The sequence below is a fragment of the Xanthomonas sp. WHRI 10204 genome, assembly GCF_040202875.1.
In the GTDB taxonomy this organism is placed as follows: Bacteria; Pseudomonadota; Gammaproteobacteria; order Xanthomonadales; family Xanthomonadaceae; genus Xanthomonas.
This window is the reverse complement of record NZ_JBEGDW010000001.1, coordinates 404,443-419,476: the sequence shown is the minus strand read 5'-3', so window position 1 is coordinate 419,476 and position 15,034 is coordinate 404,443. Positions and strand designations below refer to the sequence as shown.

8 protein-coding genes are annotated in these 15,034 nt (G+C 58.6%); 3 read left to right on the top strand and 5 right to left on the bottom strand.

Annotation, left to right across the window (positions count from 1 at the left end; all coding sequences use genetic code 11):
• Positions 1 to 109: 109 nt before the first annotated feature.
• The 5 genes from ABQZ00_RS01930 to ABQZ00_RS01910 form a co-directional block, all read right to left on the bottom strand.
• Positions 110 to 6,889, bottom strand: a complete 6,780-nt coding sequence (locus ABQZ00_RS01930) for a calcium-binding protein (protein ID WP_323537734.1) — start codon at positions 6,887 to 6,889, stop codon at positions 110 to 112.
• 31 nt (positions 6,890 to 6,920) lie between these two features.
• A complete protein-coding gene (locus ABQZ00_RS01925) occupies positions 6,921 to 7,520 on the bottom strand; it encodes a hypothetical protein (protein ID WP_323537735.1) in 600 nt (199 codons plus the stop codon).
• Positions 7,521 to 7,806: 286 nt separating this feature from the next.
• Positions 7,807 to 8,397, bottom strand: coding sequence for a hypothetical protein (locus ABQZ00_RS01920; protein WP_323537736.1), 591 nt, complete (start codon positions 8,395 to 8,397; stop codon positions 7,807 to 7,809).
• On the bottom strand, positions 8,394 to 9,815 hold the full coding sequence (locus tag ABQZ00_RS01915) for an HlyD family type I secretion periplasmic adaptor subunit (RefSeq protein WP_323537737.1): 1,422 nt from the start codon (positions 9,813 to 9,815) through the stop codon (positions 8,394 to 8,396). The genes ABQZ00_RS01920 and ABQZ00_RS01915 overlap by 4 nt, the downstream gene beginning before the upstream one ends.
• Positions 9,812 to 11,977, bottom strand: coding sequence for a type I secretion system permease/ATPase (locus tag ABQZ00_RS01910; protein ID WP_323537738.1), 2,166 nt, complete (start codon positions 11,975 to 11,977; stop codon positions 9,812 to 9,814). The genes ABQZ00_RS01915 and ABQZ00_RS01910 overlap by 4 nt, the downstream gene beginning before the upstream one ends.
• 288 nt (positions 11,978 to 12,265) lie before the next feature.
• On the opposite strand from ABQZ00_RS01910, the gene ABQZ00_RS01905 reads away from it, so the two are divergent.
• The 3 genes from ABQZ00_RS01905 (at position 12,266) to ABQZ00_RS01895 (ending at position 14,994) form a co-directional block, all read left to right on the top strand.
• The gene (locus ABQZ00_RS01905) at positions 12,266 to 13,537 is read left to right on the top strand and encodes a pyridoxal phosphate-dependent aminotransferase (protein WP_323537739.1); all 1,272 of its coding nucleotides are present in this window, start codon (positions 12,266 to 12,268) and stop codon (positions 13,535 to 13,537) included.
• Complete coding sequence (locus ABQZ00_RS01900) at positions 13,537 to 14,187, top strand: SGNH/GDSL hydrolase family protein (protein ID WP_323537740.1); 651 nt, start codon at positions 13,537 to 13,539, stop codon at positions 14,185 to 14,187. Before ABQZ00_RS01905 ends, ABQZ00_RS01900 begins: the two co-directional genes overlap by 1 nt.
• A gap of 135 nt (positions 14,188 to 14,322) precedes the next feature.
• On the top strand, positions 14,323 to 14,994 hold the full coding sequence (locus ABQZ00_RS01895; protein ID WP_115554574.1) for a methyltransferase: 672 nt from the start codon (positions 14,323 to 14,325) through the stop codon (positions 14,992 to 14,994).
• Positions 14,995 to 15,034 lie beyond the last annotated feature (40 nt).

Below are 15,034 nucleotides of genomic sequence, written 5' to 3'. Positions count from 1 at the left end.
CACAGCTGTTTGCGTCATCCACCAGCACCCAATGACAAATGGATCGAAGTCAAACCCCGCAAAACCCATGACGGCTTTTGCGGGGAAAGGATTCAGCAATAACTGACCGTCAGACTGCAGCGATCATGAGATGCGGCTGATTGCCGCGTTCGCTCCAGAACTGCGCAGGAGCCCCCTGGCCCGCTTCGCCCTGGGACATCGCACCGATCAATTGACTCAGCTCCGCCCCACCGACCAAGCTGTCAACTTGGTCTGCGCTGAGTTCCAGCCAGTTCTGATCGTACAGACGGTCGACACGGTTGGCAGCTTCCGTATACCAATCCTTAAATATCAAACTACCGGATTGGTCATTCAATGTTGCGACCATGTCATCGTCAATTCGTGTGAAGCTGAACTGATCGAAGCCGGCTCCATTCACCTGCAACATGTCTTCGCCATAGGCATCGACATTCACAATGGTGTCATGACCTTGGCCAGCAGTGTAGACGTAGAGGTCATCGCCATCGCCGCCAACCAACGTGTCGTTACCATCTTCGCCATTCAGCTCATCCCCGCCATCGCCACCATACAAGGAATCGCGACCGCCTCCCCCGTAGAGGGCGTCGTATTCACCCAAGCCGCTTAGCACATTGTCTTGCGCATTCCCGCTTAACGAATTGCTAAAATCATTCCCTGTGCCATTTATGGCTGTACCGACCAAAATCAGCGACTCCAGATCTTGCGTCAAGGTGAAATCGATACTGGCAGCTACTGTGTCGCCATCGCGGTAAGGATGTTCGCCCATTGCGGGAATGCCAAGTGCTCCTGACGCAACCCCAGAAGATACAGTCGCCTTGCTTGAGAAATGCATTGCCATTGCTGTGGGGATTGCAGGGGCCTCGCCTTCAGTTTCGACGATGACATCACCATCGCTATCGACATAGTAGAGATCGTCGCCACCACCGCCTTCCATGCGATCGTTACCGGTCCCACCAATAAGGGTGTCGTTACCCCAAGCACCAATCAGGATGTCATTCCCCGCACCACCGTCCATCCAGTCTGCCTGGTAAGAATAATCATCCGCAGCCGCTCCGATCAGGATATTGTGCCCAGCGTTCCCCTGCAGGTTATTGGACTCCCCATTGCCAGTCCCATTAATATCCGCAGTGCCATCGAGGATCAACTGCTGCACGTTTATTCCCAGCATATAATCGATACTGCTACGTACCGTATTAATTTCTTTCATCCAGGGATCACTGGCATATCCATTATCGAAAATCGAATCGCCAGCATTGTCCACCACATAGGTGTCGCTGCCCTTACCGCCACGCATCACATCCGCACCGGTGCCACCATCGAGCAGATCGTTACCATTTCCGCCTTCCAATTGGTCGTCACCCTCCAGCCCAAATAGCTGATCATTGCCGATGCTTCCACGCAGGATGTCGTTAGCGGCAGTCCCGTTCAAGACCACGTCCGGGATCACGGCACTGGCATGCAGCCATGCGGAGTTCCAGACGGTCCCGTCGGCAAAGGCCATCGACTCGATCGCCGCCTTGCCGCCCTCGCTGAAAAATCCAACGATGGTAAGTGGCGACTGATTCTCCACATGCACCTCCATGTCGTCACCCAGCCTGTAAAGGGTAACGTCGCCTGGCGACAGGCCAGCGTTGAACAGTATCCGATCCGTTCCACCGGCATCGTGTATCGCCTGGCTCCCATAGCCCTTGCCGAACACGTAGGTATCCCCGGAAGCACCGCCAAACAGGCGCGCCTCCCCTGGCCCGATATCGAACCAAGTGGCTCCCGCCGTTTCACGGTGGACCTCGCCCAACGTATTCTGGATGCCGATGACGTAGCCGCCAGCATCCTGAAGATCGGCATAGGGCACACCATCGATGTTGACCGCGATAGCTTCGAGAGGTGCAACAAGCTTTGCCAGGATGTCCTCTTGAACCCAAATGGTGCCATCGGCGAAATGTAAAGCATCAATAGGGCCACCACGGCTCCAGTCTTCGTCGGTGTTGAAGTGCCCCAGAACGATCAACCGGTCGGTGTGGCCATCGATATCGATCACCAGTGCATCGCCGGAGCGTGCCAGGCGGATATTGTCAGTACTAATTCCTTCACCGAGCTCGATCACATCATGATCGGTGAGTACGGTTGAGCCGTTAGCGATGACATCCAAGTCAGATCCCAGGCCGAAACGGTAAATGTCATTACCAGCATCGCCAAAGAGAATGTCCGAACCACTGCCACCCACCAGGACATCGTTGCCCTCACCAGCTTCTATGCTGTCGTTGCCGGACCCACCCTGGATAGTGTCGTCGCGATCCAGAGCCATCACTCGGTCATTGCCTGCGCCGGCATTGATGAAGTCATCCTTGGCATACAAACCCATCAGGTTGTCGTTGCGATGAGAGCCACGCATGGCCTGATATAAAATTTCCTGCAAATCCCAGGTGGTGCCGTCGGTAAACAAGACCTGTTCAATCGAATTGCTTGCGTTGTAAGTCAAGTAGTCGAAGAAATCGACTACGGTGATCGAGTCATCGGTGCCTTCGATCATAAACTGCAACGCACTGCTGAAGCGTTCGTCTCGATATACGACGACATCTTCCTTCAGCACACTGGCATCGAACCTGAGCGTGTCGATATCGCCAAACTGTGGCCCCCTCTCGCCAAGCCATCCGAATTCCCGGATGATGTCACGACCGCCGCCGCGGCCAAACTCATACAAATCTGAACCTCCGTTCCCATAAAGTGCATCATCACCTGTTCCACCAATCAGGATATCAGCACCATCCTGCCCGCTAATCGAGTCATTGCCTGCACCACCCAGCAAAGTGTCATTGCCGCCATTACCGTAGACGTTGTCGTTACCTTCGCCGCCATCCAGATAATCGTCCTGCCCTCCGTCGATCCACCAATACCGGTAATGCGAGTCCCCCTGCAGCATATCGTTGCCACTGCCGCCGTAGATCGTATCCTGCCCCCAGCCACCAGAAATATAATCATCACCGTCATAGCCATAAATCTTATCATTTTCCGAACTTCCAGCGATTTCGTCGTCACCGCGCCACAACATCTCGGGCACAAGTTCAGTGCCATCTGCTAGTAGTATCTGTGCGGTTGGCCCACTGGCGCCTACATATCCCTCAATGGTGAGGCTCTGACCAGTCTCGGTCATGGTTATTATCAGAGTGCCATCCTTAAGCAAATAGTACATATCGGCTGGATTTACGATATCAAGCAGCTGTACCTGCCGAACATTGGCAGCAGGATCGAAGGCAATACTGTCGTTGCCGTATCCGGTGCCGTAGCGGAAAACGTCGGAGCCCGCTCCGCCGGACAGGCGGTCGTCGCCAGCTCCCCCATCGAGAAGATCGTCGCCGTCGCCACCTTCGAGCAAGTCGTTTCCGCCCCCGCCGAATACAAGGTCGTTGCCGCCCCCGCCATTGAGCGAATCATTGCCTTCTTGGCCGTACAGTCTGTCGTTACCTCCCTCCCCGTACAGCTCATCGTCCTGTTCACTGCCTTGCAACTCATCATCGCCCGCAGTACCGCCGCCAACTAAACGCAAGGCCTCAGCGCGATCGATCGCCGAGCCATCGCCAAAGACGATGCGGTGGCCGCCACTGTCGCGCGAGAGAAAGCCTTCCAGGCGAACTGTTTGGTCTGTGCCGAATGTCATCACCAGCGCATTCCCACTACGCCCGAACTTCGCCTGATTCCTCGACAAGCCGCTTAGCGCGATGGTGTCGCTACCCGCCGACTGGCTACCCAAGCCACTCACTACATCATGACCATCTCCAGCCTTGATGAGATAGATATCGTTTCCTTCTGCACCGATGAGGGTGTCGTTGCCGGTGCCACCATCGAGTTGGTCGTCACCCCTGCCACCTTCCAGGTAGTCGTCGCCGGCGTTGCCAGAGAGCTTGTCGTTGCCGGCGAAAATGCTTAGCTGATCGTCGCCGTACAGACTGTCATTGCCTTCGCCGCCGACCAATTGATCATTGCCGCCCATGCCGAGAATCGTGTCATCTCCCAAACCGCCATCGATCGTATCGTTGCCCTGCTCGCTCTCCGGTGCATCGAAGTCGTCGCCAGCAATCAGGTCGTAGCCTGCGCCACCGGTAATAACGTCCGCTCCCGCGCCGCCCAGCAAGGTGTCAGCATCATCGCCACCGTCGATGACATCATCGCCGCCTTGTCCATTGATCCAGTCCATGCCGGTACCGCCGCTGATGCGATCGGCGCCATGGAACTGCAGACCTAGCTGACCGACAACGAAATCACCGAAGATAGTGTCGTTACCCGCATCACCCGAGATGGTGTCGTTACCGCCGCCGCCCCAGATCTGATCCTGGCCCTCACCGCCATGCAAACTGTCGTTACCCTGGCGCGAAGCATCCATTCCCACTGTGTCGCCAAGGATGACATCGTCACCCTGGCCTCCCCAGATTTGGTCGTTACCACCGTCGCCCCGCAACTCGTCGTTGCCGGCACCGCCATCGATGATGTCGTTGCCGTCAGCGCGCGCCGCAGACGACAGATTGGCAAGCTCTTCGCCTGCAAGGACGCCGTTGATTTGGTCCCCGAAAATAAGGTCGTCGCCGTCATTGCCCATCAGAATATCGCTGTCATGGCCGCCGGAGATCACGTCATTGCCGATACCGCCGTCGACAACATCGTTGCCCTCGCCACTCATGATCAGATCCGAACCGCCACCACCGTCGATGACATCGCCACCATCGGCGAACAGTTCCGGGTCGGGGTAGAACGAAGGCCCGCCATTCCGAATGGTGCCGACCAGTCCTAGAAAGACGTCTTCGTAGTAGGTGCGAGCATCTTCCGCGTCGCCGCTACGCAGACCGATCATGAAGCCCACGCCACTGGCCAACATCCTGTCGGTAGGCGGAGCGCCGATCCAGCGGTCGAGATTACGCGCCGTCCTGGCGACCTCGACGATGAAATCGTTGCCATCGCCGCCGTTGATGACGTCACTTCCAGACCCACCGTTGATGACGTCGATACCGCCGCCAGCGTCGATGGTATCGGTGCCGAAACCCGTATAGAACGCCTCAGCCTCCGCAGTCCCTCGAAAGACGCCATCGATGTTGGCACCTTCAGGCGTTAGATCACCGTCCCACTTTGTACCCGACGGCGGTAGAACTCCTATCTCTCCCGCCAGAGAAATTCCGAGCTGACCGTTCTGCCATCGCTCGACATGGATTGTGTCGCCACTGAGCAGATTGGTGATCATTAATCTATTGACCGGGTCAGCAATCTTGGTCAATCGCAAGCTACCCGTGGAATCGGCCCACGTTGTCTCCGTCAGGCGGACACCTGCCGTCACTGCTACGTTGTCGACATACACAGCGCCATCGCCGCCGCTGTCGTAGATGCGGTCTGCACTGACTAGAAGGGATTCGTTGGTAAGAAAGCGGTATGTGTCGAATCCTGCGCCGCCGTATAGAAGATCATCGCCCGATCCACCAGTGATATCGTCGTCGCCGTCGCCGCCCAGGACCAGATCGTCGCCGCCGCCAACTGCGATGGTGTTGCTGCCGTGCAGGGCCACTACCACGTCCGAGCGCACGTCGAAATCGGAGCCGACATAGTGCATGGTAACGCCATCCTGGACGCCCCAGCGTGCGTGCTCCAGAAGATTCGTATCGAGGGCAAGGTTTTGTGTTCTTGCAGAGACATATTGGCTGAGTGATTCGATGCCTCGCCGTGCCTGACTACCAAGCGTATCAGCGTCGAATCTGATGTAGCCATCGGCGCGAGTCAGGACTTCGCTCATGCGTCCAGAGAATCCGTCTTGGGGCGCTCTTCCGTTTGCTTGCTTATAGATTCCAGCTAGCACCACATCTACTAGGCTCGCGACTAAATTAATTTCCTTTCCGTAGCCGTCTTCACGCAGAACGAACGAACCATTCACACCGCGCAGGTCGGTGCCCACGATTTTCGCCACGTCAGCCGCGAGCGTGTCGAGCGAACCCTCTCCTACGATCTGGCGCTGGACCAGCAATTCAAGCAAAGTACTAGTAATACGATTTGTCGGAACAACATCTTGATATGCACCCCGAAATATTCTCGGCAGCAACTCTTTGAAATTTTTGGAGGCTTCAAAAAAAATTTCCGAATTCATGAATCCAGCAAGCAATGTCATCGAGTGCAGGTCGACCGCCTTGGCGAAGTCAGCCCGTGCGCTTCCGCCCCAGCCAAAGATATCTTCCGCTTCCGGATCGAGTACAAGCGGATTTCCATCGTTGATCTTGAGGGAATTTTCCGTTACGTAGCTGAGCACCTCGCCTGCCACCACGATCTGCTGCACATTCGATTTCCGCTCGTTGTAATTGAGCAGATCGTAGTCTTTAAATTCCTGAGGAAGGGTGTAGCCTGCGTACTTCAATGGTTCCAGATACAGGTCGTAGGTAGACGTTGCCGCCGACTTCTCGAAAGGCGCCTGATCGAAGACAGTCGCTTTCTTATCGAAATAGACCGCCATCAACGAAGCGAGCCCGCCACCTAGCGAATGACCGGTGAAACTAGTCTTCGTTGGGTCCACGACCGGCAAGCTTAGTACATTCAGGTAGAACTCTATGGCCTCGAAGACCTGTTGGGAGAACCCGCCTACGCCTGCTGGCACATTTCCCGTGATCCAGTCATCAAGCGAGTGACCTTCTTCTAGAGTCGTCCCTGCATAAGCGACCACCACCTCCCCCGTGGACGCATTGCGATAGGCCCTAGCCATGAATCCGCTCTGCAAGATTTTCTCGTCGATCTGGCGCCATCCTTCGGGGAGCTGAACAGTATTCAGTTCCGACCTCACACTGGACTTCGCTCCATAAACGTTCGCGGCCAGCTGCGCGTAATCAAACTGAAGTTTGCTAAAATCCATAGCCATTTACTCCTTTTGTTTAAATTTAAATTTATTTACAGATCGCGTACTTACGATCACTGTAGAACTCAGAAATTCGCATCGGCGGGCCCGCACTGCCTTGTCCCGTTACGTAGGAAACATCATCCCAAGATAGATAGGCCACAGGTTTATCCGCATGACGAAAACCCCAATTCCCTGTTCCCGACAAATTGATTCCCATGCGAGCGATAGGTGCTTCATTCTGATTTATCTCCTGCATTTCCCGATTGCGCCAACGATAGACACTCATCAAGTAGGTTCCTTTCGGCTTACCAACACAAAATTCATCGAGGCCTTCATTAACAACGACTAAGTAAGCGTTACCATCCACGATATCGAAGGAAAGCATTTCCGGAACTCCCTTCACCTCGCTTTTGGCAGACCAGTGAACCCCCAAAGGCGCATAGCTTATTTCCTGATAAATAGGTGGTCCATCGGTCGAGTTGGGAAAACCACTCTTCAGTGCTACCGAATACCGATCTACATCGATACGCCGCCCATCGCTAAGCCATACCTGCTCCTTCCAGCGCATGGTGTCCTTATTGCTGCAACCACCCAACACAGTGGCCATCAACAGACCCCCAACCATCGCCCATCCGCGCATCGTCATCGCCTCGCCCTCGTGAAATCGTTCTTGTGGAAAAGCTCAGACACCGCATCCAGTTCAACCGCAATGCACTTGCGAAATACTTATCGCATTGCGTAAGCACACTGCATGCTTTCAAAAATCCCGTACATTAGCCCTGTCATCCACAGGGATTTGGCAACCTAACTCCAATCATCGTACCCCAGTAAAGAAAACAAACATGAATTATTGCGGCAATTCTCTCGAGGCATGACCATAATATCGCGTTCACTTTTTTGCCCCGCCCCCGCTGAAAATTTATCGAGTCATTTTAACTGCAAGATAGATTTGGCGCTCTAGTATAAAAATCAGAGACCAACTTAGGCGGCTGATCGTCAAATTGCCCAGTAATTCTCGCAATTTCTTTCCATGACAAGTATTGCGCCCCTCCCGCCCAACCATCCTTTCGAAGGATCCAGTGCGCGTTTCCGGAAAGATTCATTCGCATCTTACCTAGTGGAGCTTCGTGCTGGTCGATCTCCTGCACTCTACCGTTACGCCAACGCAAGACGTTCAACAAAAAATCTCCTTTACGCCGCCCCATGCAGAATTTATCGCGGCTTTTACCAGCCGTTGTAATAAGGTAGGCATCGCGACCAACGATATAAAAAGATTCCGCCTGCGTCGCCCCCTCTGCCGTCCAGAACACTTGCAACGGGTCGTATCTCAATTCTTGATGGCGCGTGACGATTGATGAAGAATTTGGAAAGTCAATCGCTCCTTCTGTCTGACGCTTTACCTTTATAAAGCGACCCTCATCCAACCAGACCTGCTCCTCCCATTTCATCTTTTGCTTGCAGCCAGCCATACATGTCGTGACCAAGGCCACACCAACTAGCGTCAGCAGTTTCATAATTTTCATCTCTCTCTCAAAGATTCCGAGCCATGCTGACGCAAAGGACTCAACAAATAATCAATCACCCGCCGCTTCCCAGTCTTCACCTCAGCACTCAAGCTCATCCCCGCACTCATCCGCACCTTGACCCCATCGATCTCCAAGGTGCTGCCATCCAGTTTGATGCGCGCGGGGAATACCAAGCCCAGCTTTTCGTCCTGTGCGGCGTCGTGCGAGACGCTGGCGACCGTTCCGGTCAGATAGCCGTAGCGGGTGTAGGGGAAGCTGTCGACCTTGACGGTGACCGGTTGGCCCGGCCGCATGAAGCCGATGTCCTTGTTCAAGACGGTGACTTCTACCTCCAGTGCTTCTTCGGCCGGCACTACGACCAGTAACGGCTGTGCGGGCGTGACCACACCACCTACGGTGTGGACGGCCAGCTGCTGGATGGTGCCGTCAACAGGCGCGTGCAGCGCCATCAGCTTGTCGCGCTGGCCGGTCTTGGCGACGTCCTGAGTCAGTTGGCCAGCCTGCTCGCTCGCCTGGCGCAACGCATCCAGCGCTTGCTGGCGTGTGTCGGTGATTAATACGCGCAACTCTTCCTGCGCTGCACTGATCGCCGAACGGATTTCCTGCAGGCGGTTGCGCTGTGTAGCGAGCTGGCTTTCTGCGGCGATCCGTTCCTGTTCGCGCAGCAGATAGTCGTGACGGCCAACGTACTTGCCTTCGACTAGCCGGCCGTAATCTTCTGCGCGCACTTTGGATATCCGTGCCGATTCGGCCAGCGGCTCGATCGCGTCCTGGGTGGTCTGCAGCTCGGCCTGGCGCTGGGCAATGCTGGCTTGCAGATTGTGGCGTCGTGCCTGGAAGGCATCGAACTGGCTGCTGACCAGTTGCTGCTCGTTGGCGACGCGCTCTGCTGGGAGATCCGCCGCCGACTCCAGTTGCGGTGGTTGCCCGTTCGCAATGGCGGCCGCCAATGCTGCCTGGCGTAGCGCGGCGAGACGTGCGTTGATCAAGGCGTCGCCGGCCTGCGCGAACTCGGCGCCGGTGGCGGTGGCGTCGAGTTCGACCAGCAGCTGGCCTTTCTTCACCGCTTGGCCATCGCGCACGAGGATTCTGCGCACGACCGCAGTCTCTGCGGTCTGCACCACCTTGGTCCGTGAATCGACCACAGTCTTGCCCGGCGCCACGGCAACGATATCGAGCTTGCCCAGGCACGCCCACAGCAGCGCGACGCAGAAGAAGCCGATGATGATGCGCATGGTCCAACGTGCGGTGGGCGAGACCGGGGTTTCCGTCAGTTCAAGATGAGCAGGCAAAAACGCACGCTCGTCGGCGCTGCGCTCAGGCGGGTCGAGCTGGCGGCGTACCGCCCAGGCCGACTTGAAGATCTTGAAGTAACGCAGAAAGAAATCGCGCCATCCCTGGAGCAGGTGCTTCATGGTGTCCCCTGTTGCAGTCGATAGAGATGTGCGTACTGGCCTTCCGGGCGCTCGACCAACTCGGCGTGTGAGCCGCTCTCGATGATGCGGCCCTTCTCCACAACGACGATGCGATTGGCGTGCCGCACGGTGGACAACCGATGGGCGATGATCAGCACGGTGCGTCCTTTGCAGATGGCGCGCATGTTGCTCATCACCGCATGTTCGGACTCGTAGTCCAGTGCGCTGGTGGCTTCATCCAGAATCAGGATGCGCGGGTCGCCGATCAATGCCCGGGCGATGGCGATGCGCTGGCGTTGCCCACCGGATAGACCAGCGCCGTGTTCGCCAACCGTGGTGTCGTAGCCTTCGGGCAATTCCAGGATGAATTCATGGGCGCCGGCCAGCTTGGCCGCATGAATCACCCGCTCCAACGGCATGCCGGGATCGGACAACGCGATGTTCTCGCGCACGCTGCGGTTGAACAGGAAATTCTCTTGCAAGACCACGCCTAGCTGACGGCGCAGCCACGCGGGATCGGCCAGCGCCAGATCCTGACCATCGATCAGTACCCGTCCGCGCTCCGGTGTGTAGAGCCGCTGCACCAATTTGGTCAGGGTGCTCTTGCCGGAGCCGGAGCGCCCGACGATGCCGATGATCTCGCCGGGACGGATGTCCAGTTCGATGCTGTTGAGCACTTCCGGCGCGTCTGGCCGATAACGGAAGGTCACCCGTTCGAAGGTCACCTGCCCGCGAATCGGCGGCAAGGCCAGCCGGCTACCCGGCACCTCCGTGCGGGTATTGAGAATGTCGCCCAGCCGCTCGACCGAGATACCCACCTGCTGAAAGTCTTGCCACAGCTGAGCCAGGCGAATGATCGGCGCGGTGACCTGTCCCGACAGCATATTGAAGGCGATCAACTGACCGATCGACAGCTTGCCCTCCATCACCAGCTTGGCACCCCAGAACAGCACTGCCACGGCAGTGAGCTTCTGTACCAGTTGCACACCTTGCTGGCCCAGCGTGGCGATGCGAGTGACGTTGAACCCGGCGCTGACATATCCGGCCAACTGGTTGTCCCAGGTCCGCGTCACGCGCGGATCGACGGCCATCGCCTTGACCGTGCCGATGCCGCTGACCGTCTCTACCAGAAAGGATTGGTTGTCGGCGCCGCGCGCGAACTTGTCGTTCAAACGCTTGCGCAGCACAGGAGTGATCAGGCCCGAGATGGTCGCGTACAAAGGCAGCGACAGCACCACGATCAAGGTCAGCCAGCCGCTGTACCAGAACATCACCGACAGGAACACGACGGTAAAGAACAGGTCCAGCACCGAGGTCAGCGCCTGCCCGGTCAGGAAGTTACGGATGTTCTCCAACTCCCGAACGCGCGCGATGGTGTCGCCGACGCGCCGCGACTCGAAATACGCCAGCGGCAACGACAGCACATGCCGGAATAGCCGCGCTCCCAGCTCCACATCGATCTTGCTGGTGGTGTGGGCAAAGACATACGTGCGCAAGCCCGATAGCAATACGTCGAACACGGCCATCGAGACCAGCCCGATCGCGATGACATCCAGCGTTGTCAGCCCGTTATGGACCAGCACCTTGTCCATCACCACTTGATAGAACAGCGGCGTGATCAGTGCGAACAGTTGGATGAAAAACGAGACAAGGAAGACTTCGAGCATCAATTTGCGGTACTTGACCACCGCCGGGATGAACCAGCTGAAGTCGAACTTGGCAAGGTCACCAAGCACTGATGCCCGCGACGCCACCTGCAGCAGCCGCCCCTGATAGCGTGCCTCGAACTCGGCGGGCGAGATGGAGCGCGGCCGTTTTTCGACCAGGTCGTGGATGAGGATCTGATCCGCACCAACCTTGGCCACGATGAAGGCGTCCCCGTCTGGCACCAGTGCCAGAGCCGGCAAGGCAGCCATGCCAATGCGCGCGGCCGGTTGAGCAACGACCTTGGCTTTCAAGCCCAGTTGTTTGGCCGCCAGCAGCAATGTGGTCTCGTCAAATGGCTCGCCCCCACGGCCAAAGCCATGCGCCAGCTGCGCCGCATCGGCCGCAATTCCGTGAAATTGCGCCAGAAGGACGAGTCCCTGCAGCCCCAGATCCGGTCGACCATCCACCGACGAGCCGCCCTCGACTAACGAGAGCGACGCACTTCCCCCTGACATAACGCGATCCTTGCTGAGAGCCGACGGGCTCAAGTGACGGAATAGAATCTTGGGATGTTAAGAAACTGTCAATCAGCCAACCCCTCGCTGACGATCTATTTTCTCAATCGGGCGTCTCTCAGGCTGAGACGCAGCCACTGATGGCGGTCGGGTCATTCCTCAATGGCCATACCTACTAATAGTGAGCAGCAGGGCTGGCCCCACTTGACATCGTTGCCGATGCAAGCATGTCCGCTTGTCATATTTCCGCTACCATGCCAAGCCTCACGCCTACAACCGGCCCGTCGCATGTCCACTACCCCGCAAAAGCCGCTCGCCATCCGCGAGCGTCTGTCCGAAGTCCGCTACGAGATCCGGGGCGAGCTGGCGCGACGAGCGCGGGAGTTGGAGGCGCAGGGCCGCAAGCTGATCAAGCTCAACATCGGCAACCCGGGTGCATTCGGGTTCCGCGCGCCGGAGCATCTGCAGCGCGCGATTGCCGACGACATGGGTCGCACCGATCCCTATACCCATCAGCAGGGCCTGCCGGAAGCGCGCGAGGCGATCGCCAAGGCGTATTCGCGTCGTCAGCACCCCGATGCCCACCCTGACCGTATTTTTGTCGGTAACGGGGTCAGCGAGCTGATCGACCTGTCGCTGCGCGCCCTGCTCAACCCCGGCGACGAAGTGCTGGTGCCCTCGCCCGACTACCCGCTGTGGTCGGCTGCCACCATCCTCAACGATGGCCGCCCGGTGTATTACCGCTGCGCGCCGGAGAACGGCTTCCAGCCGGACCCGGTGGAGATCGAGACGCTGGTGTCCTCGCGCACCCGCGCCATCGTGCTGATCAACCCCAACAATCCCAGCGGCGCGAGTTATTCGCGCGAGTTGCTGGAGCGCATCGTGGCGATTGCGACCAAGCACAACCTGCTGCTGATGGTCGACGAAATCTACGACCAGGTGCTGTACGACGGCGCGGCTTTCGTGCCGGTGGCGCCGCTGGCCGGTGCGCACCCCTGCATCACCTTCGGCGGACTGAGCAAGGTGCACCGCGCCTGCGGCTGGCGGGTGGGCTGGGCGCTGCTGTCGGGCGAGCAATCGCGCATCAACGACCTGCGTAACGCGATGGACCTGCTCGGCGCCTTGCGCCTGTGCGCCAACGTGCCGGGCCAGTACGCGATCGATGCCGCGGTCAATGGGCCGGACACCATTTCCGCGTTGTGTGCGCCCGGTGGCCGTTTGTACGAAACCCGCCGTGCGGTGATCGAGGCCTGTGCGGCCAGCGAGCATCTGCGGCTGGTGGCACCGGCCGGGGCGCTGTATGCATTTCCGGCGGTGGTCGGCGCGGCCGCACGCAATTTCGACGATCACGAATTCGCGCTGGATCTGATGAACGAAGAAGGCGTGCTGGTCGTGCCCGGCTCCAGCTTCAACGTGCCGTACCGCCATCACTTCCGCGTGACCTTGATGCCGGAAGCCAGCGTCATGCGCGATGTATTTGCGCGCATCGACCGCGCACTGGCACGCCGTGCCGAGGCCGTGACCAAAGTGGTGCCACTCAAGTCGCGCAGCGTCGCTTGATGGCGGCGCCTGGTACGCCGCTGCGCTATCTGGCGCTGGGCGATTCGTACACCATCGGCGAAGGCGTCGAGCCTGCGCAGCGCTGGCCGATGCAGTTGGTCGATGGTCTACGTGCCCACGGTTGGAACGTGGCGCCACCGCAGATCATCGCCACCACCGGCTGGACCACCGACGAATTGCAGGCGGGTATCGACGCGGCCGCACCGCAGGGCACGTTCGATCTGGTCAGTCTGCTGATCGGCGTCAACAACCAGTACCGCGGGCGCTCGCTGGACGAATACCGCAGCCAGTTCGATACGTTGTTGCAGCGTGCGATCGGGTTTGCCGGCGGTCATGCCGCGCGCGTGGTGGTGCTGTCGATTCCGGATTGGGGGCTGACACCATTCGCGCATGCACAAGGCGGCGATGCGGGGCTGATCGCGGCGCAGATCGACGCTTTCAACGGCGTGGCGGCAGAGCGTTGCGCAGCGCGCGCAGTGCGGTTTGTTGACATCACTGCCACAAGTCGCGACGGCGGCGATGCTGTCGACATGCTGGTCGACGATGGCCTGCATCCCTCCGGTGCGATGTATGCGCGTTGGGCAGCGATGGCGCTGCCTGCAGCGCGCGATGCGCTGGGCGCTGTCGGATCTGTGGACACGCCTGCCTAAAGCGACACGACGCGCAGCCGCGCATCGCGAAACCGCCAACCGGGCCTACCGCAATCGGGGCGACTGGCTCTAAGCTAGCGGCGCAGCACGCCTGATTGCCAAGGAACGACATTGCACAGCACCGCCACCCAACCGATGAGCCGCGCCCAAGCGCTGGCGATCGCACGCGCTTTTTTGCCCAAGCATCCGCTCGGCAACCGCTACGATTACTACTACACGCAAGCCAAGCTGCGCACCGACCCGTTGTATCCCGGTGTGCTGGCCGAGCTGCGCAGCACCACTGCGCCGGTGCTGGATCTGGGCTGCGGGCTGGGCTTGCTGGCGCATGCATTGCGTGCCGATGGCCAGGCGCTGGCGTATCACGGCGTGGATGTGGATGCCTCCAAGATCCGCCGCGCGCAGCACATCGCGCAACGCTCGCATCTGGGCACTACCAAGTTCGAAGTGGTCGATCTGAGCATCGCGTGGCCGCAGCATCAGGGCAGCGTCACCATTCTGGACGTGCTGCAATATCTGCAATCGGACATGCAGGCCAGCCTGTTGCGCAGCGTGGCGCAGATGCTCACACCCGGCGCCAAGCTGGTGATTCGTAGCGCATTGGGCGATGCCAGCGGCCGCGGACGCACCAGCCGCGTGACCGACGTGCTGGCGCATCTGAGCGGCTGGATGCAGCGCATGCCGCGCAGCTACCCCACCCGCGACAGCCTGCAGGCCCACCTGGATGCGGCCGGCCTGCGCGCAACCTTTGCGCCGCTGTACGGCAACACGCCGTTCAACAACTGGTTGATCGTGGCCGAGCCGCGCTGAGCACTGCCGTCTTGGCGACAACGGTGCAAGCAGATGCGCC

Bases quoted from the DNA above. Each gene is read 5' to 3' on its own strand.
- ABQZ00_RS01930 (WP_323537734.1), bottom strand. From the start codon at position 6,889: ATGGATTTTAGCAAACTTCAGTTTGATTACGCGCAGCTGGCCGCGAAC.
- ABQZ00_RS01925 (WP_323537735.1), bottom strand. From the start codon at position 7,520: ATGACGATGCGCGGATGGGCGATGGTTGGGGGTCTGTTGATGGCCACT.
- ABQZ00_RS01920 (WP_323537736.1), bottom strand. From the start codon at position 8,397: ATGAAAATTATGAAACTGCTGACGCTAGTTGGTGTGGCCTTGGTCACG.
- ABQZ00_RS01915 (WP_323537737.1), bottom strand. From the start codon at position 9,815: ATGAAGCACCTGCTCCAGGGATGGCGCGATTTCTTTCTGCGTTACTTC.
- ABQZ00_RS01910 (WP_323537738.1), bottom strand. From the start codon at position 11,977: ATGTCAGGGGGAAGTGCGTCGCTCTCGTTAGTCGAGGGCGGCTCGTCG.
- ABQZ00_RS01905 (WP_323537739.1), top strand. From the start codon at position 12,266: ATGTCCACTACCCCGCAAAAGCCGCTCGCCATCCGCGAGCGTCTGTCC.
- ABQZ00_RS01900 (WP_323537740.1), top strand. From the start codon at position 13,537: ATGGCGGCGCCTGGTACGCCGCTGCGCTATCTGGCGCTGGGCGATTCG.
- ABQZ00_RS01895 (WP_115554574.1), top strand. From the start codon at position 14,323: ATGAGCCGCGCCCAAGCGCTGGCGATCGCACGCGCTTTTTTGCCCAAG.